Raw genomic sequence first — 21,405 nt, 5'->3', positions numbered from 1 at the left:
TCGAATATGGGACCGTATGGGGATATGAGCAGATGAGCGAAACACAGACTGACGGGCTGCGAGGGCGAAGTGGGCGTTCACGTCGGCGTAAAGAACGGTTTCTGGAACATCTTGCGAAAAGTGGAAATGTTTCTGACTCTGGTCGATTTGCTGGTGTTCAGAGAAGCACGCTTTACCATTGGAAGGAAACAGATGCGGCGTTTGCCTCTCAGTGGGAGGACGCACTGGAAGATGCAGCGGATATGCTGGAGTCTGAAGCCAGACGTCGTGCTCTGGAAGGTTATGACGAGCCGATTACCTATGCAGGAAAAGTGGTTTGCGATCCGGAGACTGGTCATCCGCTTGTCAGAAAAAAATATAGTGATGGGTTAATGGCGTTTCTCTTGAGGGCGCATCGCCCCGCGCGCTTCAGGGCTGGGCAGGAAGAGATTTCTACGGCGCCTGTTTCCATCAATATCAGTTATGATGACAGCGTCCTTTAGACTCAATGAAGCACAGCGTGATGCTGTTCGTCTTTTGGGAGGGCCTGCTCGTCATATTTTGCTGAGAGGGGGGTCAAGGTCCGGTAAGACTTTTGTTCTGATACGGGCCATTGTGATTCGCGCTTTGAAAGCTGCCGGAAGTCGGCATGGAATTTTCCGGCATCGGTTGACGGCGCTGAGGGCGTCTGTTTTGCGGGACACGTTTCCCAAAGTTATGAGCCTTTGCTTTCCTCAGGTGCGTTGGCGCCTGGAGCGGCAGGAAAACATTGTGACGTTTCCGAACGGCTCGACGATTTTTTTTGGTGGTTTGGATGATGAGCAGCGGACTGAGAAAATTCTGGGGCTCGAATTTTCGACTGTTTATCTGAACGAAGCGAGTCAGATCAGCTATGGCGCGCGGAATATGCTGCTGACGCGCTTGGCTCAAAAATCAGGTCTCGTGAATCGCGAATATATCGATGCCAATCCTCCGGGTGTTGGGCATTGGTTATATGCGCTGTTTGAAATGGGAATTGAGCCGAAATCCGGAGAGCCTCTTGCAGACTGTTCCTTGTACGACACAATGATTCTTAATCCCCATTCCAATAGGGATAATCTGGGAGAAGAATATATTGCGGCACTGGAAGCGCTGCCGGAACGTGAGAAACGACGTTTTCTTTACGGGGAGTACCAGACGGCTGTTGAAGGTGCCTTGTGGCGTATTGAGTCGTTTCGCCGGGACGCTGTGATTACGTCTGCAAACCGGATGGATGTTGCATCACGAATGCGGCGTATTCTGGTGTCTGTTGATCCGTCGGGTGCGTCGGGGCCGGAAGATTATCGTTCCGATGAAATTGGAATTGTGGTTTGCGGGGTAGATGCGGATGGTGTCGGGCATGTGCTGGAAGACCTCTCTGCACGGGATAGTCCTGCAGGGTGGGCTTCTCGTGCTTTGCATGCTCTTGATGACTGGCGAGCTGAACGCATTGTAGCCGAGCGTAATTTTGGTGGCGCTTTGGTGGAAAATACAATTCGAAGTGTGCGGGCTCATGCGCCGGTACGGCTCGTGACAGCCGCGCGCGGGAAAGCGGCGCGTGCCGAGCCTGTTGCGGCACTCTATGAAATTGGCAAGGTGGTTCATCACGGGCGTTTTGAAACGCTTGAGGACCAGCTCTGTCATTTCTCGGTCAGTGGATATCGCGGCTCCAGGTCTCCGGATCGGGCTGATGCGATGGTCTGGGGACTGAGTGAACTGATGCTGTCTGGCAGCAGCGGTATGACGGGCTGGAGCCCGTCAGGATTTTCGTTGGCGCGCTGAAAAGCCTTCGGGCTTCAGGTGGGCTTTAGCACTGGAGAACTCATGGACTGGTTGTCCCTGCAGCGGCGGTATGCCGTGCCGGCGGGTGCGTCTGCGCGGACTGCGCGCCTGTTGGCGTTGAGACGTGTTCTGGACGGTACGCAGTATGATGCATTGCCTCATCCGTTCTCGATGGAGCGATCGGGAGCGGGGGAGTACATTCCGCTTTCTAACAGACGTCCGTCCGTCAGAAGTAACCTTTGCCGAACGGTTGTCGATGAATCTGTTTCCTTGCTGTTTGGGGATACGCACTGGCCTAGTCTGATTGCAGATGACACGCGAGTGTCAGATGCGATGGGAGTCTTTGCCTCTCAGACGCGGCTGGCATCTTTAATGATGGAAGCCGCCACTGTTGGGTCTATTGGTTCGGTAGCGGTTCTTTTTGAAGTTTCGGCTGGTGTGCCGAAACTTTCGGTTCTGGATACGGCGTATCTGACGCCGTTCTGGGACGATGTCAGCGGCGAATTACTGCGCGTTGAAGAGCGTTTCCTGGTGCGGGGGCGTGATCTGGCTGTGCAGGGATATGCGATTGGCGAAGACCTTCTGGGTGCTCAGTTCTGGTGGCAGCGGGTCTGGACGCCGATGGATTGTGCGGTGTCCGTTCCCTGGCTTGTTGGGATGGATGGAGGCGTGCGGGACGAGAGCCGGTCTGTTCGGCATGGACTGGGGTTTGTTCCGATTGTCTGGATCCGGAATCTTGGTGGTCGTCAGGGGCGGGACCCGGAAGGCGAATGCACGTTTGAGCGTGCGATCGATACAGTCATTGAGGCGGATTATCTGCTGTCTCAAGCTGGGCGGGGGCTGAAATATGGCTCTGACCCGACGCTTGTTCTGAAAACGGGTGGATTTTCGGATGGTGTGGCGCATCAGGGAGGAGCATCTTCGGCTCTGACATTGCCGCCCGAAGGGGATGCCAAGCTGCTTGAGATCAATGGCAATGCAGCGGGGGCGGTGCTCGAGCACTATCGGGAGCTTCGGCAGATTGCGCTTGAGCAGCTTCATGGAAACCGGGCGCATGGTGACCGGATTTCTGGCGTGCAATCTGGCAAGGCTATGGAGATGATGTGTCAGCCATTGATCTGGCTGGTGGATCGGCTGCGTCATTCTTATGGCGAGAGTGGATTGCAGGCCATTTATCGAATGGCCTGTCGTTTTTCGTGTGTGCTGGAAAATGGTCTGCGTCTTGGCGGTGTTCTGGTGAAGGACTTGCCGTATTGCCGCATGACGTTGCGGTGGCCTGCCTGGTTCCCGGCGACAGACCCTGAGCTTTTGTCGTTGGCGCAAGGGCTTGTGACGGCGGTTTCAAATGGAATTCTGAGCCGGGAGACGGCCGTTCGAATGTATGCGACGGCGTCGGGAAATTCTGATCCCGGTACGGAATGGCGGCTTCTGGAAAACTGGGTTGCGTCGGACGACGCATAAGAGTGAGCGGAGAAAAAATGTCCGGATCTGAAGATACTATTGAAGATGTGGCAGAACTTCGTCAGGCGCTTGCAGAAGCGATGGACGAAGTGAAATCCGTTCGTCAGGCCATGGCGGAAGCTGAAGCCAGACAGGAGGAGCTTCAGCGCACGCATGAGGAAGTTATTTCCCGTGTGAAGCGGGAAAGTAATCATGATGTCATGGTTGCTGCATTGCGGTCTGAAGCCATTCGGATGGGTGCACATAATCCTGACGATGTTGTGCGTCTGATCGATATGGAGGGTGTGACCCGGAACGAAGACGGTACGGTTATGGGTGTGACGGAGGTTCTGGAACGAGCCCGGAACGACCGTGGATATCTGTTCGGTGATGTGTTGCGTCCTGGGTATTCCAGCGGGACGACGGTTGGGCATCCTGCGCCCAGGCCGGGAGAGGTTGAGGCATTTAATGCCCGATCTGCGACGGATTCCGATTACGAAGCCCGCAAATGGCAGTTCTTGGCCGGAGCATGATGGCTCGGGTGTGAAGTGATTGAGTGCGTCCGGTAAAATTCTACCGGAAATTTTCTATAAATATTTACGGAACGAAATTCATGAGCATTGATAATTTCCCAGTTCAGCTTCAGGCGGCCATTCAGCAGGGTTTTTTGGCCCGTGAGTTTGAAAACGGTCTGAAGTCCCGTCTCGGTTTCCGCCAAGTTGCGGATCGGGAGGTTTTCCCGAACGCGATTGGTGAGACGCTGACCAAGACGCGCAAAAGCCTGAAGGCGCCTGTCACGACACCGCTCAACCCAACCGGAAATACCAATTTTGATAACGGGATGAGCCCAGCGGGCTGGTCTGTCGAGCAATATACGCTTTCGATCAATCAGTATGGTGACACGATTGATCTGAATATGGTTACGAGTGGCGTCGGCATTGCGTCCCAGTTCCTCGCCAATGCCAACACGAATGGTGTTCAGGCCATGCAGTCTCTGGATCGCCTGGCGCGTAATACACTTTTTGGTGGCGCTCAGAATGGTGTTGGTGGTTATCTGGGTGGCAATACGCGTGTCAATGTTGCGCTGGATGCGGAAGGGGACACGGTTCAGGTTGATGATATTCGCGGGTTCCAATCGGTTATTGTCAATGGTCAGGTGACGCTGATTGGGTCCAGCAGTGGGATGACCGTCACGGTTGGTTCGGATGTTTACACGCTTGTCCGGGTTGTGGCGGATGCGACCAATATTTCTACGGCGCCGGGCGGTATCTCTGGGCAGATGACGTTCTCTGGTAGCGTGTCTGTTTCCGATGGTGCATTGGGTCAGCCTGTGGTTGCTGCGACTGCGCCGAAGGTTATTCGTCCTAACGGTCGCCTGACGACGGCGGCGCTTCAGACGGCGAGTTCGAGCGGTCTGGCAGATACGCTTGGTATTCAGCAGGTTCTTGCGGGTGTTGCGACACTACGTCGGAATAACGTGCCGATGATTAATGGGGCATATCACTGTTATCTGGATGATATTCAGCTTCTGTCGTTGTTCCGGGATGATGATTTCAAGCATCTTTATCGTGGCGCATATGGTTCGGAAGAGTATCGTTCTGGGCAGGTTATTGAACTGCTGGGTGTTCGTTTTATTCCGACGACTGAAGCGCCTCAGCAGCTGTCTCTTGGTGCTGGACCGATTCATCGTGCACTACTTTTGGGGCAGGGGGCACTGATTGAGGGCGACTGTGCGCTGACGGGTCATTCCGATATTCCGGACGCTGATCGTGCGCTGATTGAGATGGTTGACGGGGTGGCGATGGTGACCCGTGAGCCGCTGGATCGTCTGCGGCAGATCATTGCGCAGTCCTGGTACTGGATTGGCGGTTTTGCGCTGCCGACAGATGTGACGGCGGATACGAATGTTATTCCGACGGCGACTAACAGTTACCTGAAGCGTGGTGTCGTGATTGAGAGTCTGGGCACGGATGCGCTGGGTATGACGTTCTGAATACGACTGGGGCCTCGTGGTGACACGAGGCCTTTCAGGTCAGGGGAAAAGTATGTCTGGAACGGCAAGTCTGTCTTCTGCTCCTTTAACGGAAGGAGAGAAAATGGATGTCCGGAGGTTTTGCGGGTATCCGGCTGTTGGATCTCGGGAAACGGGGCAAGAATCCTGGCGCTTTTTTCAGGTTGAGGGGGCGCTGGAATGGCGTATGGGAAATCTGTCGGGTGCGGAGCTTCAGCAGGTTCGACTATATCTGTCACAGCTTTACCCACTTGAAACGGCCCTTCTTGGAGCTTCGGACAATCTGGATACGGCGCAGGCTGCGAGCTGGTATCACAATGGGCATGAATTGCGGGACCGGGTGGCACTTCTGACGCTTTGGCGTCGTCGTCTCTGTGCGTTTCTAGGTGTGACGGGCGGTCTGGAGTTGCAGGATGGTCGTGCTGTAGTGATTTGAAGGAAGCATGATGCATCTTGAATTGATTGCATCCCGGGTCTGTAAGGGCCATGCGAAGGCTGCGGGTATTTTGGGGCAGGCTGGTATGCAGTATCGGCCCGCTTATCCATTGGCGCCGATGCAGGATGTTTATGCTCATCCCATGCTGGCTTTTGACGCACAGGACTCGTTTTCGTTTTCGCGTGTGCCCGGTTGGGGCAAAGTTATGGAATATGTTCTGACGGATCGGCGGGATGATACGTTGGTCGGGGATATTCTGACATGCGCTGGAAAAACGTTTTTCGTAGCGGCGGTGGAGGAATTGAGGCCACCTTTGTGTGTTGCATGTAGCCGTATTGTTCAGGTTAGTGGGGTTACGGGAACAACGGGAAATGTCGTTGAAGACTGCCCTGCTGCAATTGTCCTGAAATCAAAAGGAGAGGGGTCTGGAAGCGGTGTGCCAGGCTCGGTCAAGCCAGGTCAGTTTATTATGTATTTGCCGCGTCTTCCTGGTGTCCTGCTTCAGCCTTACATGACGGTTACAACAGATCTTGATGTCACTTATACGATAAATACCGCCGAAATGTCTGACTGGGGTTTGCGTTGCACCATGTCGTTGCAGCAGATCTGATGGGAAATTGAAATGGCGGATGCCTCTCAGATGAGTCAGGTTCTCGCTTATGTATGTGCGGGGATATTGTATCCGGATGGGTTAGAGAAACCGTCCCTTACCGGGCGGCAGACTGTTGTTCGGCGTGGCTGGCTTTTGCCCAGTGATATATTTGCGGCTCAGAATATTCGGAGTCATACGGATTATGTGACTGTGACGATGGCTGCGCAGAGGAGGGCGGCTGTACCGGAACCCCTGGGGCGACCATGGCATGTTCAGGCACGCATTCTGCCGACTGTTTCTGTTCTGCAGGCGGGGCAGGCAGTTCAGGTTGTTTTCCCGAAGGATACTGTTCCTTCGGGGGTTGTTGGCCTCTGGTACGAAGGAGTGCGTCAGACAACGGCTGCTTATGCGGTGACGGCCCAGGATACTCCAGACAGTGTAGCAGCGGCTTTGGCAAAGCAGTTGCCTCATGGTGTTGCGGATGGGGCAGTTGTGAGTGTTCCGGATGTTTCTCTTTTGGGAAATGTTGTTGGGTATGGGGAGTCTGTCCGGGTTAGCCGTCGGCAGAGTCAGCTGTATCGTGTTTCTGTCTGGACAGCAGATGCGAGTGTTCGGGATGAGATTGGATTGTCTCTGGATATGGCGCTTGCCGAGAAGAGTTGGATATCGACGCTGGATGGTCGACAGGCACAACTGAAATTTGTGAGCGTTGAAGATGTGGACGCTATGCAAAATCAGGCAATTTATCGCCGGGATTATCTCTACGAACTGATTTTTGACGTGCTCCAGATCCAATGGGCTGCTGACATGATGTTTGGAGTAGGAACATCTGATATTCCGGAGGGGGGAAGTGGCTTTGGTGCCTTTGTGCCTGCACCGGAAGAAAGCGTTGTAACACAGGCGCTGAGTGCGATGAATGTTGCGAGGTTGTCGGCATCCTCCTGTTCTGAATATCCGGGCATGACGTTGAATCAGTTTGGTACGGTTGTGTGTTCTACAGACTGAAAAATAAAAGAATTTAATGAGAAAAAGCTTCATTCCGAAATTGGAATGGAGCTTTTTTATTAAAAGGAGAAAACCAGCGGATGTCTCTGGTTTATCAGGCGGGTACGCTAAACACGACGGCACTGACGGTGCCTAATCTTTATGTGCAGATTGCACAGCCACAGACGCTTGGCCTGACAGGTGCGTCTTCGTCCAAGCTTGGCATTGTGGGAACTGCCGGTTGGGGGCCTGTTGGTTCACCTGTGCCTGTGGGTGGCATGGGGGATTACCTGGTGGCATTCGGTGCAAAGCAGAATGCCGTGACGGATGCTGGACTTGCTGTAAATATTGCTGCTCTGCAGGGGGCATCTTCTTTTGTGGTTGTCCGTGTTACGGATGGTACAGATGTGGCGGCATCCGGCAGTTTTGGGGATGTTGCACTTCAGGCTGTTCATACGGGGACAGCGGGCAACAGTATTGTGGTGACGGTGAGTGCAACCGGTTCCGGTTATGCATTGGCGGTTTCACATCCTGTACTAGGATTTGCCAGCTATGCGGGTCATGACTGGACTACAATTGCTGCGGCTGTCGCACAGGATCTGTCGGCGCTGATTACCGTACGTTTGCCAGAAGTTGTTCCGGACATGGTCTCTGGTAGCGTGACGTTGATGGGAGGGCTGGATGGTGCTGCGCCTTCTATGGCGTCTTTTGTGGGAAAAGACGAGATCGTTCGTACGGGGATGTATGCTCTGAGAGGGCAAGGATGTGCGATCGCGCTTTTACATGGCATTACGGACAGTGTGTCGTATTCTTCCCAAGCTGCATTTGGACTTGGAGAAGGGACGTACATGATTGCGTCTGGCCCTTCTTATGACAGTGTTACGAATGCTGTGTCGATCAAAGCTGCCAGTGGACTGGATTCTCCTGCGGTCAAACTGATGTTTGGGGATTGGCTGTGGTGGAATGATGACGTTAATGGAATGATGCTTGTCAGTCCGCAGGCTTTTGCCGCAGGTATTCTGGCCGCGCTGTCACCTGAGCAGTCGAGCCTTAACAAGGCGTTGGCCGGGATTGTCGGGAGTCAGAAATCAGGTCTGACAGGAAGCAGTGCAACATACTCTACGGCAGAACTTTCTACGCTGTTTACGGCGGGAATAGATGTTATTTGCAATCCTGCGCCGGGTGGTTCGTATTGGGCGGTGCGTTGTGGGCATAATGCTTCGAGCAAGGCAATCGTCAATGGTGATAACTACACGCGACTGACCAATTACCTTGCATCTTCTCTGGCAGGAGGGATGGGGGCGTATGTTGGTCAGGTTGTGAATGACACACTCTTCTCGGACATTCGTGCAACGCTTCTTGGTTTTCTGTCATCTCTGCTATCGCAGGGCATTCTGGCTGTTCAGAACGGCGAGTTACCCTACAGTGTTGTTTGCGACAGTTCGAATAATCCTCAGACGCGGACGGCTCTTGGTTACGTTCAGGCCGATGTTGCTGTGCGCTATCAGGGAATCAACGAAAAATTTGTAGTGAATTTGCAGGGTGGAACCTCCGTGACGGTAACATCTGGTGGGGGGAGCGTTTGAGCATGGCAAATCCATACAGTATTGGTCGTGACTGTCGGATTACGGTTCTATGGAATGGACAGCGCGTTGATCTTCGGGATGTGACCTCTTTTGGAGCGTCACAGGAGACACAGGCTCTGCGGGCCAGTCCGCTGAACGGAATGCCCGTGGAATTCAATGTTCCCAATGGGTGGAGAGGTTCGTTTCAGATTGCTCGAGCTAGCGCTGCGCTTGATAATCTGGTCGCAGCAATTGAAGCCGCTTACTGGAATGCTGGTACTGTCGGGAGCGGTACGATTTATCAGTATGTGACGGAGCCCGATGGGACGACCAGCACGTGGGAATATACGAATATTTCCATCAAGCTGAAAAATGACGCGTGGCAGTCTGATCAGATGGTTCATCAGACAGTTCAGTTCTTTGCTTCTACGAGGACAAAAATTTCGTGAGTATTCTTCCGGAAACTGTATCTCTTTCGGATGGTCGCTGTCTTGCGCTTAAAGAGATTGATCCGGCTGATATGTTGGATTTGATCGAAGCAGCAGGGTCGGCGGTCAATGGTCCTGCTGCGGCAACCTGGCTTGGTTATGCGGAAATGATCTGCTCTGTCACAGCAATTGATGGAGTTCCTGTACAGATGCCTGCAACAAAAGAAGAAATTCGTGAACTGGCACGCCGGTTAGGGAAAACTGGGGTGGCGGCGCTTCATCCTTTTTTCCAGCAAGGGCAGGATGAAGAAGAGATGGTTGCTACAGCAAAAAACTAAGCAGGCACTCTGCGTTCCAGGAGATGCTTTATCTTCTGGATCATGGAGTGCCGTGGAATATCCTGACATCGTGGTCACGGGCTCGGCGCATGGCAGCGTGTATTATTACAGCAGAACGCGACGGCCATATATTTGACTGGAGTCAAAGGCAATATCGGGAATAGAGATGCTTACATCTACAGTACAAGGAGGGGCGTTTCGGTTAGGTTTGCCAGTGGCACGGTATGTCTTCAGTGGTCGGTCCATAACATCGAGTGCCTCGTTTGTCCCCTTGCAGAATAGATACAAAAACTTGGTTCGGTTCGTTAAGACAGATCGTCCGAGATATTTGTCAGACACAGTGGCTGGTGCGAGTGTGATGGAGGCAGATGAACGGAATGGAATTCTGTCCAGAAAAGATAAAAAAATTGGTGCGTTGTCTGTCAAGCTGGAGCAGATAAATCCTAACAGCTTGGAAAATAACCAACCCAGCATGCAGGTAGCGAGAATTTTGCCAGGGGTGCTGGCTGAAAAATATAATTTTTCGCACCTAGATCAGGGTGAAAAGCGGTTTCCAAAGTTGGATTCTGTATTTTCTGAACGAAAAAGAGCGTTAGTTTCCCAGCGCTCTTTTGAACTTGTTTCTGCAGTAATACAGCCTCCAAAAAAAGAAGCAAAAAGACTCACGACCTCTCCGAAATGGAAGGTTATCCGGAATATTATTCCTTATCCGAACAGGAAAATTTTTCCTGTATCGCAGGAAAATACCCGCCTGAATTTCGGAGGGCATGCGCATGCTCCGATTGGAAGCAGGAGGGGGCTGGCTTCGGAAAAGAGTATGGCTCCTCCGCCGGGGATAAGAAATAGAAGTCTGGAAAATGCGATGCAGGAAAAAAACAGTCTGCATCAAGTTGGAAATGAAGACATCTCTCATGGTGACTTCAAAGCACAGTTTTCGTCATTCCGTACGGGATTATCTGTACGTCATGACCCTGAAAGAAATTCGAGGATCTCGGCGCGTCAGGGGCACGGAGGTGTCGATGAACTCAGGTTTCCGCAGTATCCCGGTCGAAGCATTGGAATAAGTTAAAATATAGGAGAGCATTGATGGGCTTGACGCTCTCTGCGATTGAAAATGCTATTGGATCTGTTGGGCGCTTGGGAGCAACGGCTCCGGTAATGCTTGGGGATCTTGTGCTAACCGGGATTGAAGTTCCGGATCGTCTGCAGGTCGGGGGACGGCAGATGATGGTGGTTCATCGGCTTCCTGGTGGCGGGCGTGTTGTGGATACGCTTGGCAATGATCCGGGGCGTCTGGAACTGGCGGGTAAATTTCTTGGGCCTAACGCCCAGACGCGAGCTCAGACCATTGAAAAAATGCGTCTCCGTGGTGTGCCTGTTGTATTTTCTGTGGCTGGTATGGCTTTGCAGGTCTGGATTGTACGCTTTGTCTATTCATACGAAGCGAAGGGTGCACTTTGTTCGTATGAACTGACTCTTGAAAGACCTGCGGAAAGTGTTGTGTCTCCCGATATGGGAAAGACGCTTTCGAATGTTCTAGGCACTGATGTCGCCAGTGGCTTAACGCAAATCAGCAGCGTTATTTCTGATGTTTCTGACGGTTTGTTTGTTGAAAGTGGGCAGGTTGGCTCGATTGTGGGGCAAATCATGCCTTTGGGAGCTTTGCTCGGTGTGGGTGGGCCTCTTGCAAAGGTTGGTGAGGCACTTACGACAACGAGCACTTTAAGCCAAAGTGTCACGAATTTGGCGGGAACATCTACAGCCCTTGAAAGTCTGTCTCAGCAACTCAGCGTTTCTGGGCAAGGGTTGATGTCAGCACTCGAAGTGTCTGGCCAAAATATTGAAAATATCCAGATTGGGAACGCCGCGTCTCTCTCTGCTGTCGTCGGAAATGCCGCGATACAGAGCACAGGAGCAGATGTGGGAGGGCTTGTTAACCGGTCAAATGCCTATGTGGGGCAGACACAGGGGCTTACCTCGCAAATTCCGCCAGTTCATTCGTGAGGATTCATGAAAGATATTATCGTAACCTCGGCGGATAGGTCTCTCTTTCATCTTGCCGCACGAGAATTGGGTGATGCCTGTCAATGGTGGAGGATCGCGGAGTTCAATGGGCTCAATGATCCTGATTTGTCATGGATTGAGACTGTTCTGACACTGAAAATTCCAGGAATCATATCGGAAAGTTCGTCAGGTCTTCCTGATGATAAAGGACAATGATAGATCGCCAACTGCAAGTTCGTATTCTGTGGGACGGTGTAGAAAATTCGATAATTTCTTTGAAGAAATTTGAAATTGATTCCCATAGATATGAAGGGTGTGACACAGCAGTTCTGACTTTTGTTCGTAACAACGTTGCAGAGAACGGTCCTGCACTTTGGTTTGAACAGAGTATTCTCAATAGCCCCTGGGTATCTGTGGAAATCCGGGATCTGAAAGAAAATAACGCGGCGTGGACCATGATTTTTTATGGGCTCGTTGATCATGTTCGTGTTTTTTCACAAAATTCCGTTGTGGAAATGGAATGTAGAGACGCCCTTGCTCGACTTATAGATTTGCGTATGCAGGATTCCTGGTTGAATCATACGGGGGCCGATCTCCTTTCTGTGTTGGCCAAGGCGTCCGGTTTGGGCGCTCGAGTGTCTTTTCCGGCTCATATGCCTGACCATATGTTGGGTCAGTTCTGGCAGATTGAGCATAAGCGTGGGTGTTTTCTGTCTCAGCATCGCTTTCAGACTGCAGCTGATCTGGCATTTTCTGTTGCCCGGGAAGCATTGTGTGATTTGTATGCAGACGGATCAAACCTGGTCTGTGAACCGATACAGAGTTCATACCAAAATCAAGATTTCATTGATGTGCGAGGAATGGTTTTTGATACGGATTTCGCTCGAGATTTGCAGCTATTATCCGGAATTATAGTGCATCTTGCGTCTTGGGATTCACGGCAGCGCAATAGTACGCATTTATATTACGATGGGAAAACATTTTCCGAGAGTGCACCTGTAACAGAGAAAACACTTCATACTTTCAGAGTTCCAGGGCGTCGAATGGAGGATCTTCGACGATTGGCGCGTGGGAAATATGAACGAATAGCCGCTCATGCCGTCTGTGCCCGAGTGTCGATGCCCGGTTTGATTGGGCTTGGCCCACGCCAGTTTATGAGAGTTGTAGTGGGGCAGACAGAGGAAATTCTTGGAGTGGATCAGGTTATTTCGCGATTTTCTCTGGAGGAAGGTTTTGTTCAGCATGTCGTGTTACGCAGAAGGGGAGGGCAAACATGACGCAAGGGCAAATAGCCACTGCGGCTTTGGTCAACAGGAGCGCTCACGCTGTTTTTGGGGTGGTTTCTGCTGTTGATCCTGTGAACCATGCCATCAAGGTTAGAGTGCAGCCTGATAATATTGAAACGGGCTGGATTGCAGATATTGGTGGTGTCCAGGCTGGAGATCTCAGGATTGCGTGCCCCTCCGAACCCGGAACGCATGTTGTTTTGCTTCCGATTGAAGGAGATGCGGAGCATCTTGTCGCGGTTGGCGCGGTCTTCGATACTGTTGTAACGGCGCCTGTATCGCCTCTTGATGGAAGTGTCATTCAACCGGGTGAGCTTTTGATCCGTGCGGGGTGTGGTGAGCCGCCTGTTGAGAATACGTTATCGGTTCCCGTGCAGAAAAGTGCGGAAGCGGGGTGGTGTCAGATTGACCGACAGGGCGTGACACTGGGAGCTGGTAATTCAAGGTTTATTATTTCTCAGGATCAGATTGTTTTGACGGTTGGAAATGTTAGGGCCGTTTTGTCCGCTAGTGGTTTGAAGGTTTTTTCTGGCGATATTCAGACTGAGGCTCATTCACTGGATAATCATATTCATCTGGTAGGAACACAGTCCACGGGAGGGCCGATAGGATGAGTTCCGTTGGTCATTTTTACGGTGGTGATCTGCTGCTTGCAGATGGCGGATTGGCTGTTGTTTCCGGTTCGGAAGAGGTTCGGCAACGCCTTTTGAGACGATTGTTGACCAACGTCGGTGATTATCTTTGGCAGCTAGATTATGGCGTTGGTTTGCAGGGCATGATTGGTAACGTCATTGTGCCATCAACAATGCAGGCTGAAATCAGGGTTCAGGTCCAGAAAGATGCAGGCGTAGATCCTTACTCTCCTGTGGAAGTCGAGATTAGCTCCGGCTCCGATGGGGTGTGTCTGTGCAAGATTTCTTATGTGGATGCTGAGACTGGGCAGCAGCAGACCTTGGATTTTTCTTCGTAAAAAGGATGTGCCTGTTTCAGTCGGGTGTATCTGGAGGATGTAATGTCTCTTTCTCTTCGCTCGTTCACCACGACGGTGTCTACCGCCGTGGTAACGGCGCAATCTTCCTGTACGCAATTACTGGATGTTTCTGTCGGGTCTCCGGTTCGTGCGCTGATGGAAAGCGTAGGGGGTATCGGATTATGGTTGCAATATCTGGTGTTACAGATTTTGCTTCGAACCCGTTTGGCAACATGTACTGCTGAGGATTGTGACAGTTTCGTCCAGGATTTTGGGATGTCACGTCTTCCGGGTACGGCCTCAAGCGGAATGGTCATTATGTCGTCGTTCTCACCTGCACAGCAATCGGCTGTTGTGGTGCCCGGCACGATTGTACGAACTGTTTCCGGCCTCTCTTTTGTTGTTGTGAAGGAGAGTATGCTCTCGGGGTGGTCGGAAACGGCCGGAGGCTACGTACGGACAGCTGGCATGTCGAATATTTCGGTTCCGGTTCAGTGTCAGAGTGCTGGAGGAATTGGGAATGTCCCGGTGGGTGCGATCTGTCTCATGGGTACAGCCATTTCTGGTATCGATACAGTGACCAATCCTGTGGCGTTCCTGAATGGTTCAGATCAGGAAACCGATGCAGAGTTGCGAACCCGCTTTCCATTGTGGTTGGCGGCAAAAGCATCTGCCAGTCGAGCCGCCGTGGGGAATGCCATTTTGGGTGTTCAGACGGGTCTTTCCTATTCGTTGCGGGACGGATTGGCAGCGGATGATACGGCCCGCTCTGGATATTTTACGGTCGTTTTGAATGATGGCAGTGGGGCTCCGGCAGATCAGTTGCTAGAGCAGATTTACGACGCAGTGAATGAGGTTAAGGCGCTCGGGGTCGGGTTTGGCGTGCGGGCGCCATCTTTGCTGATTCTGAATGTTTCCATGACTGTTGTGGTGCCTTTATCTGTCGGAATACAGCAGGCGACGACTGCCATTCAGAATGCCATTACGCAGGATATTGCAGGAACGACTGTAGGCAGTGGGTATGCTTTCAGTAGACTCTCCTATCTGGCTTATGTGGGCGCGGGCGTCACCGTTACGTCCGTTCTTGATGTGCGCCTCAACGGCAGTCAGTTGGATATTTCTGCGAACGGCGACCAGGCTTTGGCGGTTGGTAGTATTCAGATCAGCGTCATTCAAAACTGACAAACAGGCCTCTTGCATGAATATTTGCGGAGGATGGGGAAGACTATGCCTGTTTTTAATAGATATCCAAAACTTGAGGCGCTGACTGGAAACGAGGTTCTTGTCCTTGCCGATGCCAGTGGTCAACATACGGTTACGGCAACTGCATCGCAGATTGCCGGTGCACCTGCGGTTTCGACGCCGACAGGAAGCTTTTACGAGGATAAAGGGGCAAAAATCAGTCGGTTTGCGGATCGGGTTCTGATTGGAGATGCTGCGTCTAATCCTGGCTTGAGTGATCGTGACGCGGCATCAAAAAAGGACTGGCTTTCCCGCACGATGGGAGAGACGTCTATTGGGCCATGGGCATTACAGGACGCTCAGTGTGCGTCGGTTGCGCAGTTTGGTAATAGTGCTTTTGTCGCAGCATCCCGCACATCCGATGCAAAAACGGCACCTGCGACACTTGGTTTCCAGCCAAGTTCGATTGGCGTAGCGTCCTGGGGTGTTGCCGATGACACCTCTACCCCGACAACCACGACTGCCTATGCATATTATGGAGAAGCATGGCGTCTGGCAGGCGTGAATTATCAGCCGACATTCGTCATGGAACTGGAAGCCGTCAATTTTGGTGGGTTGGCTATTGGCCAGTCCAATCCCTACGCTCCTAATGTGGGCGGCGGTGTCTACGGTATTCAGCTTGGTGTAGGCGGAGGTCAGACGGATGGCACGTCGGATGCGGCTGCTGGAATCGTTTTTGTTTCGAATCCGAATTCGTGGCAGACGGGAATTGTTTTTGGTGCCACGTCCCTTAGTGGAACGGATGGAACAGACGACGGTTACGCCTCGGCACTTTCTCTGGCGCGTAATCATGCCATGGAGTGGCATACCCCAGAAGTAGTTTCGGGTGCTGTGGGTAGCAATGTCGGCGCCTTTGTACGTTCTACGGTTACGGAGCGCGCAAAAGGAGTACGCCAGGATTTTGTCGATAACGAGATTCTTTTCAGTAATATCGAAGGACATACTCTTTTTTCAGTTGGGAGCATCGCGGCCCCCAATAATGCTCTTCAGGTGCAGGCGGGTGCAGGAAGTCAGGCGGCTGGCCTCTATGTACAACAGGGTGCAAATGGATCCGCCAATCTGGGACTTTTTCCAGCAGAGGGTGGTGAATTGCAGATATCCTCTCCTGTCAGCGGTGAAGGGATGACCTTGCCGACAACTGCTGATGGCGGATTTTTGCATATCAACATCAATGGATCTGATTATCGTATTCCGTTGATGAGCCCGGCTCAGGTTGGAAGCTGACGATGGGTACGCTTTATGACGAAGAAGGGTTAGTTCTCCAGGCTACGGATGGAAAAGCCCTTTTGGATACCGGGCCAGTCCCGGGCTCTATTGAAGATTTTACGGCCCGCTTGCGTGCGCTCCTTCCCACTGGTTGGTTCCCGACCCCTCCTCAGGGGTTGCAAGAGGAAGAAGCACCGGTGCTGGTGGCTCTTCTGACAGGGTTTTCCACGGTTCTTTCTGGAATCTGGGCTCTTATGGAGAAATGCCGCAATCAGACGCGCCTTTCGACAATGAGCGATGCCTTTCTGGATATGCTGGCGGCAGATTATTTCGGTGTGGACGGGTTGCCGAGGAGAGTCTCGGAAAGCGACAGCGATTATCGCAAACGGATTGTGAGTTCTCTGGTCGCGCCGCGAAATACCCGGCAAGCCGTCAGAGATGCCCTGGTCGCTGTCACGGGTGTGGAGCCCGTTATTATTGAGCCTTTGAATGCAGCAGATTGTCATGCACAGGCGTCTTTTGCCTCACCGTCCTGTGGCGGAGGTTTTGGATATGGCTGTGCTGACTTACGGTATGGCAGCCAGTCTGGAGGGCAGTTTTTTCTGGAGACTGCTTTGGGTCAGGCTTCTGATGCACAGGCTATTTATCAAGTTATTGAACGGACCGCAGCCGGCGGTGTAACGGGCTGGGTTCGGGTGGAGCAGTAATGGATCGGGCGATTGTATATGCGGGGTCTATCCCGCTGGACACGGACCTTTTGCGTGTTGGAAAGTATGGCAAGGCTGCAATAGGCCATATGTCTGACATGTTATATGGCCGGGGTGTTATTGCGGCTTCCGGGCTTGGTTGTACGCCATCTTCTTCTTCTTTAGCCGTAACGATTGATCCTGGATCCATTACGGCTCCAGGGGTGATGGATGCGGCCCCTCTTGGAGGCGCTGGCGGTGGTTATCGCGCTGACCCGACACAAACCACCTGCCAGTATTCAAGTGAGACGGCAGTAACGGTTACTGTGCCGGGAACGGGGGCAAACTATACTGTTTTCGCAGTTTGTTCCGAACAGGATATTGATCAGACAGTTCTGGCATTTTTCAATGCTTCCAATCCGTCCCAGACACAGGCGGGGCTAAACAATAGCGGCAACGTACTTCCTACCCGTCGCTGGGCTGGAATGTCTTTTGTGATTGCAACGGATGCGCCTTCCGCTCCAGACGGTGGGACTGTGGTTCCGCTTTATACACTGGCAATTCCGCAAGGTGTGGCATCTTTGGCTGGTGTTCAGCCTCAACCGGGGCAGGCTTTCTGGCCAACAATTCCCGAACTTGCGACGCAGACATTGCTTCGTGCCATTGCAGAACCAATGCAGCTTGTGGCGAATGACACGTCTCTTTCCGTTCCGGCATGGGCAAGCCGCGTCGAACTGCGCGCGATTGGCGGCGGCGGCGGCGGGGCATCGTCGAGTTCCACAGCATTGACGGGGTCTTTTTCCGGTGGTGGAGGCGGTGGAGGCGGCGACGCATGGGGTATTTACACCGTTAGCGCCGCCAGTGGAGGCGCTTTGGGTGTCACCATTGGCCAAGGAGGAACGGCAGGGCAGACAGGAGGAACCTCTCTTGTCAGCTACAACGGTCAGACGCTTTTGCAGGCCAGTGGAGGCCATGGCGGATTTTTCTACGACAATACCGGCTCTGCCGGTGGTGATGGTGGGACCGCCTCCGGAGGAACGATCTGGAATCAGACTGGAAGTTGGGGAGGAGACGGGCAGAGTAACGCTTCGACCTTTGGCGGCTATGGCGGCGGCGGCCCATGGGGTGGCGGTGGCCGTTGCGGCAATCAGGTAGGGCGCGACGGAACCCGCTTTGGCGCGGGTGGTGGTGGTTCGTATTCTGCTGCTGTTGATGGCACTCCCACCACAGCTGGCGCAGGCTTTTCAGGCTGCGTAATGTATCGATTTTTACCTTGATATTCAGGGCATTAGGGAAGGAGGAGGATTATCTCCTTCCTTCTCCCGTAGACTATCAGTTTAGTGAAATCTCACCGTCCGCCATATTGCGTGGCGGCATATCTTTCCGAAGTCTCGCAACGTCTTCCGCACTGACAGCGGGAGCGTTGTTGCCCCAGGCGTGACGGATAAATGTCACCACATCAGCGACTTGCTGATCGTTCAGACGATGCATGAAATCTGGCATCGTAAAGGCAGACGGGGCTGTCTCGGTTTTTGGTAATGTTGCTCCGACCTGGACAATATGCACCAGAGACGCCGGATCTTTTCCCATGACAACAGGATTTCCCGCCAGAGGCGGGAAGACAGCCGGATAACCCTTTCCATCTGTACGATGGCATGCGGCACAGTTATCCACATACAGTTTTGCTCCGCGTGCAGAGACGTCTGCTTTGCGAAGAGCGTTGGTTGCAGTCGGATCATAGACCCAGTTTGTCTGTGTTCTATCGAAAGGTTGAAGCGCCCGCAGATATTTTGCCATGGCATGGAGGTCAGAGTCTGACAGGTGCTGTGTGCCATGTACAATGGCGGAAGTCATTGCACCAAAGCTCTCGCCTTGCATGTTGCGGCCGGTTTTCAGGAAATCGACAATATCCTGCTCACTCCATCGCCCCAACCCCGTTCGGTTCTCCTGGCGTAGGGATGTTGGGATCCAGCCGTCAATCAAGGCACCCCCCGCAAGAAAAGACGGGCTGTCTGAGGCGGTCAGCGCTTTTTCCTGCATGGCCAGACCGCGAGGAGAGTGACAGGCCCCGCAATGCGCCGGGCCTTCTACGAGATAAGCGCCTCTCGCCATCTGGGCATCAGCAAATTCGCGCAGGGTTTTCTCCTGCGCCTTTACTGGGGCAGGAGAAAAAGCCCATCGCCAGAACATGAGCGGCCAGCGCATCGAGAAAGGCCATTGAATACCATTTTCCGGCGTCGGAATGGCTGCTGCTGGAACACTTTCATGAAAATAGGTGTAAAGGGCATGAATGTCATGATCCGTCAGGCGTGCATAAGATGGATAAGGCATTGCAGGATAGAGCGTTGAGCCGTCCCGCCGAACGCCTTCACGCAATGCGCGTCCGAATTCCGCTTCGGTATATTTTCCGATGCCGTGATCCATGTCTGGTGTGATGTTTGTGGAATAGATGGTTCCAATCGGAAGTGTAAAAGATACGCCACCGGAATATTCTGGCTTATTTTTGATTGAATGACATGCTGCACAATCGGAAGCCGCTGCGAGATATCGGCCTTCCTCTCTCAGAGTGGTCTTGTCATCATTAGCGGATGCTGTTTGGTGGCTTAGAGCAAAGATGCTGCAAGCAAAGGCCAGGATTGGGAAAATCTTCATGCCTGCACCAGTGGTCCGGGAGATTTCAGGTAGGTTGTACGAATGTGGTAGGACGCCCAATAGGCAAGGGCTGCAACCATACCTGTCGGATTATAACCCATCCCTTGTGGAAAGGCATTTGATCCGATAACGAAGACGTTCGAAACATCCCAGCTTTGCAGATAGCGATTGAGAGCACTGGTTTGAGGATCAGTGCCCATGATGGCCCCTCCACCAAGATGCGTTGTCTGATAGTGGCGGGTATCAAACGGTTGGCCCGCATTCAGATGCACAAGATTGGCCTTTGTCGCTCCCATCGCTTTGGCAATGGGTTCAATCTTGCTGACAACATATTGGTTCATTCGAATATCGTTGTCTTTCCAGGTAAAGGTCATCCGGAGGAGGGGTTGCCCGTAAGCATCTTTCCATGTCGGATCTAGATCCAGATAGACGTCCCGGTAAGCCATGTTACTGCCATGGGCATCAACACCGATCGAGTGTTTATATGTGTCGATCAGCGCACCTTTGTAGGCTGAACCCCACCGCGGTGTGCCACCACCGCCTGTCCCGATAGCGGCGGCAATGGGTTTGAGACCTGCCTGATTCACCCAGACCGGTGAACCGCCAACAAAGCCAAGTGGCCCATGATCGAAATTCATACTGTTGAAGTCATCTATGGCAACACCAACGCCACCAGCACCGATGAACTGGTTGGTGTACTTGGATGGCGGCAACCAGATTCGGGAAGAGGTGATGGTCTGATAGACGAAATTACGTCCTATTGTGCCCGTATTGCTGACAGGGTCGTAAGGCTTTCCAATTCCCGACAGCAGCATCAGATGAACGTTATGGAACTGGAACGCACTTAGGATAACGAGATCTGCAGACAGGGAAACTTCCTTCTGCGTTTTGGTTTCCAGATAGGTGACGCCTGTTGCCTTGGAGCGTGTATCATCCAGATCCACACGCAGAACATGCGCATCTGAAATCAGCGTAAAGCCCGGATCCTGCCGCAGAGCAGGCAGAACATTCACATTGGGAGAGGCTTTAGAATAAAGGTAGCAGTCATATCCGCTACAGTACCCACAAAAATTACACGGCCCCATCTGGCAGCCATAGGGGTTTGTATATTGGCGAGAGGCATTTGCAGCCGGCAGGGAATAGGGATGGTATCCGGCTTCAGTCGCGGCTGCCCGGAATGTGGATGCGGTGAACGTATCCTTCATGGCGGGGAGTGGGAAATTGTCGGACCGGTCTCCATCAAAGATATTACCGTTTCCGACGATTTTTCCGTTTACTTTGTATGCCTCACCAGAGGTTCCAAAGACTTTTTCAGCCTTGTCGAAAAACGGTTCCAGCTCGGAATAGGTGACGCCGTAATCCTGAAGGTTCATACCTTCAGGGATGAATTTCTCGCCGTACCGCTCTACCACGGAACTGCGAAGACGCAGATCTTCCGGGGAAACCCGAAAATGAACGCCGGACCAATGAAGACCAGCCCCTCCAACCCCTTCGCCGGGCAGGAAGGCTGCCAGTTGCCGGTAAGGCAGGGCTGTCTGGTCAATCGTATTGCGAACAGTCACCGTCGTTTGGGACAGATTCTGGAACAGACGTTTGCGAATGGCACCTCGAAGTTCGTCAATGGATTCCGGATAAGCGCCTTCGACGGCAGTGGCGCGTTCCGAGCCGCGTTCCAGCATGATGACGGAAAGGCCGGCCTCCGTCAGTTCTTTGGCAAGAATGGAGCCAGCCCAACCTGCGCCAACAACAATGGCATCTGCATGTTTTTTGGTCATGATCTGTGCTC

Annotated in this window: 23 protein-coding genes; 21 read left to right on the top strand and 2 right to left on the bottom strand. The window is 52.6% G+C overall.

All coding sequences use genetic code 11. The features are described 5' to 3' along the window. Nucleotides 1-32: 32 nt before the first annotated feature. From HKD32_RS12895 to HKD32_RS12795, 21 genes are all read left to right on the top strand, one after another. Complete coding sequence (locus HKD32_RS12895) at nucleotides 33-482, top strand: hypothetical protein (protein ID WP_194258175.1); 450 nt, start codon at nucleotides 33-35, stop codon at nucleotides 480-482. After that, entirely contained in the window at nucleotides 463-1,779 is a 1,317-nt protein-coding gene (locus tag HKD32_RS12890; protein ID WP_194258174.1) for a phage terminase large subunit, read from the top strand. The genes HKD32_RS12895 and HKD32_RS12890 overlap by 20 nt, the downstream gene beginning before the upstream one ends. Before the next feature lie 42 nt (nucleotides 1,780-1,821). Then, on the top strand, nucleotides 1,822-3,240 hold the full coding sequence (locus tag HKD32_RS12885) for a phage portal protein (protein WP_034880859.1): 1,419 nt from the start codon (nucleotides 1,822-1,824) through the stop codon (nucleotides 3,238-3,240). A gap of 17 nt (nucleotides 3,241-3,257) precedes the next feature. Next, entirely contained in the window at nucleotides 3,258-3,752 is a 495-nt protein-coding gene (locus HKD32_RS12880) for a phage scaffolding protein (protein ID WP_061930691.1), read from the top strand. Between the two features lie 80 nt (nucleotides 3,753-3,832). Next, nucleotides 3,833-5,212: a hypothetical protein gene (locus tag HKD32_RS12875; protein WP_010503720.1), complete on the top strand. Its 1,380-nt coding sequence runs from the start codon at nucleotides 3,833-3,835 to the stop codon at nucleotides 5,210-5,212. A 52-nt stretch (nucleotides 5,213-5,264) separates the two neighbouring features. Beyond that, a complete protein-coding gene (locus HKD32_RS12870; protein ID WP_034880862.1) occupies nucleotides 5,265-5,666 on the top strand; it encodes a hypothetical protein in 402 nt (133 codons plus the stop codon). Nucleotides 5,667-5,673: 7 nt separating this feature from the next. Continuing rightward, entirely contained in the window at nucleotides 5,674-6,276 is a 603-nt protein-coding gene (locus HKD32_RS12865) for a hypothetical protein (RefSeq protein WP_010503718.1), read from the top strand. A 12-nt stretch (nucleotides 6,277-6,288) separates the two neighbouring features. Further along, nucleotides 6,289-7,263: a hypothetical protein gene (locus HKD32_RS12860; RefSeq protein ID WP_061930619.1), complete on the top strand. Its 975-nt coding sequence runs from the start codon at nucleotides 6,289-6,291 to the stop codon at nucleotides 7,261-7,263. Nucleotides 7,264-7,343: 80 nt separating this feature from the next. After that, nucleotides 7,344-8,828, top strand: coding sequence for a phage tail sheath protein (locus HKD32_RS12855; RefSeq protein ID WP_194258173.1), 1,485 nt, complete (start codon nucleotides 7,344-7,346; stop codon nucleotides 8,826-8,828). A 2-nt stretch (nucleotides 8,829-8,830) separates the two neighbouring features. Further along, on the top strand, nucleotides 8,831-9,256 hold the full coding sequence (locus HKD32_RS12850) for a hypothetical protein (RefSeq protein ID WP_010503712.1): 426 nt from the start codon (nucleotides 8,831-8,833) through the stop codon (nucleotides 9,254-9,256). Then, on the top strand, nucleotides 9,253-9,573 hold the full coding sequence (locus HKD32_RS12845) for a hypothetical protein (RefSeq protein ID WP_061930613.1): 321 nt from the start codon (nucleotides 9,253-9,255) through the stop codon (nucleotides 9,571-9,573). The genes HKD32_RS12850 and HKD32_RS12845 overlap by 4 nt, the downstream gene beginning before the upstream one ends. 355 nt (nucleotides 9,574-9,928) lie before the next feature. Beyond that, a complete protein-coding gene (locus tag HKD32_RS12840; protein ID WP_194258172.1) occupies nucleotides 9,929-10,642 on the top strand; it encodes a hypothetical protein in 714 nt (237 codons plus the stop codon). Between the two features lie 17 nt (nucleotides 10,643-10,659). Then, complete coding sequence (locus HKD32_RS12835; protein WP_062502898.1) at nucleotides 10,660-11,577, top strand: hypothetical protein; 918 nt, start codon at nucleotides 10,660-10,662, stop codon at nucleotides 11,575-11,577. Nucleotides 11,578-11,583: 6 nt separating this feature from the next. Further along, a complete protein-coding gene (locus HKD32_RS12830) occupies nucleotides 11,584-11,793 on the top strand; it encodes a hypothetical protein (protein ID WP_194258171.1) in 210 nt (69 codons plus the stop codon). Next, nucleotides 11,790-12,854 carry a hypothetical protein gene (locus HKD32_RS12825; protein ID WP_194258170.1) on the top strand — a complete coding sequence of 355 codons (1,065 nt, stop codon included), beginning with the start codon at nucleotides 11,790-11,792 and terminating at the stop codon, nucleotides 12,852-12,854. Before HKD32_RS12830 ends, HKD32_RS12825 begins: the two co-directional genes overlap by 4 nt. Further along, complete coding sequence (locus HKD32_RS12820; protein ID WP_228119023.1) at nucleotides 12,851-13,477, top strand: baseplate assembly protein; 627 nt, start codon at nucleotides 12,851-12,853, stop codon at nucleotides 13,475-13,477. Before HKD32_RS12825 ends, HKD32_RS12820 begins: the two co-directional genes overlap by 4 nt. Beyond that, nucleotides 13,474-13,833 (top strand): phage tail protein, encoded by a 360-nt coding sequence (locus HKD32_RS12815; RefSeq protein ID WP_194258169.1) that lies wholly within the window; start codon nucleotides 13,474-13,476, stop codon nucleotides 13,831-13,833. Before HKD32_RS12820 ends, HKD32_RS12815 begins: the two co-directional genes overlap by 4 nt. A 42-nt stretch (nucleotides 13,834-13,875) precedes the next feature. Beyond that, a complete protein-coding gene (locus tag HKD32_RS12810; RefSeq protein WP_061930597.1) occupies nucleotides 13,876-15,015 on the top strand; it encodes a baseplate J/gp47 family protein in 1,140 nt (379 codons plus the stop codon). Between the two features lie 45 nt (nucleotides 15,016-15,060). Continuing rightward, complete coding sequence (locus tag HKD32_RS12805) at nucleotides 15,061-16,299, top strand: hypothetical protein (protein ID WP_061930594.1); 1,239 nt, start codon at nucleotides 15,061-15,063, stop codon at nucleotides 16,297-16,299. A gap of 2 nt (nucleotides 16,300-16,301) precedes the next feature. Further along, entirely contained in the window at nucleotides 16,302-16,988 is a 687-nt protein-coding gene (locus tag HKD32_RS12800; RefSeq protein WP_061930591.1) for a hypothetical protein, read from the top strand. Then, the gene (locus HKD32_RS12795; protein WP_061930589.1) at nucleotides 16,988-18,244 is read left to right on the top strand and encodes a glycine-rich domain-containing protein; all 1,257 of its coding nucleotides are present in this window, start codon (nucleotides 16,988-16,990) and stop codon (nucleotides 18,242-18,244) included. The genes HKD32_RS12800 and HKD32_RS12795 overlap by 1 nt, the downstream gene beginning before the upstream one ends. Nucleotides 18,245-18,299: 55 nt before the next feature. On the opposite strand, the gene HKD32_RS12790 is transcribed toward HKD32_RS12795, so the two are convergent. Together HKD32_RS12790 and HKD32_RS12785 are read right to left on the bottom strand one after the other, a co-directional pair. Next, the gene (locus HKD32_RS12790; RefSeq protein WP_061930586.1) at nucleotides 18,300-19,619 is read right to left on the bottom strand and encodes a c-type cytochrome; all 1,320 of its coding nucleotides are present in this window, start codon (nucleotides 19,617-19,619) and stop codon (nucleotides 18,300-18,302) included. Next, nucleotides 19,616-21,394, bottom strand: a complete 1,779-nt coding sequence (locus tag HKD32_RS12785; protein ID WP_061930583.1) for a GMC family oxidoreductase — start codon at nucleotides 21,392-21,394, stop codon at nucleotides 19,616-19,618. The genes HKD32_RS12790 and HKD32_RS12785 overlap by 4 nt, the downstream gene beginning before the upstream one ends. Nucleotides 21,395-21,405 lie beyond the last annotated feature (11 nt).

The organism is Gluconobacter japonicus (assembly GCF_015244665.1).
GTDB classification, from domain to species: domain Bacteria; phylum Pseudomonadota; class Alphaproteobacteria; order Acetobacterales; family Acetobacteraceae; genus Gluconobacter; species Gluconobacter japonicus.
The sequence above is the reverse complement of the archived record's forward strand: the minus strand, read 5'-3'. Positions and strand labels throughout refer to the sequence as shown.